Annotated in this window: 2 protein-coding genes; both read right to left on the bottom strand. The window is 46.0% G+C overall.

Annotated features, from left to right (window positions below):
* Positions 1-485: heavy metal translocating P-type ATPase metal-binding domain-containing protein (locus ACTF5U_RS12480; protein WP_438971956.1), on the bottom strand; the 485-nt coding region annotated here is incomplete at its 3' end.
* A gap of 43 nt (positions 486-528) precedes the next feature.
* Entirely contained in the window at positions 529-1,032 is a 504-nt protein-coding gene (locus tag ACTF5U_RS12485) for a FixH family protein (RefSeq protein WP_438971957.1), read from the bottom strand.
* Positions 1,033-1,131 lie beyond the last annotated feature (99 nt).

Raw genomic sequence — 1,131 nt, forward strand, 5'->3', positions numbered from 1 at the left:
GCGGTTTCAGGGTCGAACGGCACAGCCGAATAACCAATTTCCGCGAGTTTATGTAGAACGTGTGAAAGTTTTATCTGATCATTATTCCAGCGTAACTTTAAACGTTTTGCTGTCAGGTTCACTTCTGCCTGAGTTACACCGGAGTGTTTTGATAGGGCATTTTCAATCAACCACACACAAGCAGCGCAATGAATTCCCTCCACCATAAGATGGATGGTCCGGTCAGCCTGTGTGGTATCGAGATAATCTGCCTGCACTTCATTCAGGTCATAGGTCGCTAATTCAGAAGGGATATCAGGTGGCGGGGCTAGCTTTTCACCTTCTGGCGTTTTGTTATAAAAACTCTGAAGCCCAGCGGCATAAATGGTCTGACAGACGGTCAGACAGCCGTGACAACAGAACTCACGCTCGTGTTGGGCCACGATAGCAGTAAATTCACCCGGGGCCTCAACAGGTAGACCACAGTGATAACAGGATTCAGACAACGTTATGTGGGCCAGAAGATTAAATGAATAAACGTAACAGGTGCTATGGATCAATCCTTATTCTTCGTGTGATGACAAACTCATCCTGACCCCGTTTCGCCTCAATGATGATGTCCCAGGTGCCAGGCAAGTCAAAACTGACATCAGCAATATAACTTCCATGTCCAGATTTTTGCATCGCAACTTGGAAATCCGCATCAGCATCAGACGGACGGTAGGCAAACATCGTGACAGAATCCAGCAATAAACCTGCTGAGTTTTTACCTGTAATGAGCGCCTCATAGGTTTGTATCTGATTCACACGCGTGGCGGTTGGCACCATAAGCATACCTGACCAGCCCAAGGCTTTTTCCTGTTGAATTCTCTCCTGCGTTTTCTCATAAGCTTCGCCTTTCTCATAGAAGTCTTCCACGACAAGGTTCGGCGGCGCTGAGAAAGCAAGATAAATAAAGACGGCATTGGCTGACAGGAAGACAAGCAAAAATAATAACATCCCAATCACCCAGGGATTGCGTAATGCCTGTGGGTTTTCTTGTGAAATTTTCATGTTGTTCTCACTTACTTAGGCCCCATGAACATACTGTCATAGGAAACCGAAATCTCCGGATTGTTTAATACATCCGCCTTAAACTCTATCGGCGTTAAA

It is taken from the genome of Methylophaga sp. (genome assembly GCF_965655755.1).
Classification (GTDB): domain Bacteria; phylum Pseudomonadota; class Gammaproteobacteria; order Nitrosococcales; family Methylophagaceae; genus Methylophaga.

Bases quoted from the DNA above. Each gene is read 5' to 3' on its own strand.
- ACTF5U_RS12485 (WP_438971957.1), bottom strand. From the start codon at position 1,032: ATGAAAATTTCACAAGAAAACCCACAGGCATTACGCAATCCCTGGGTG.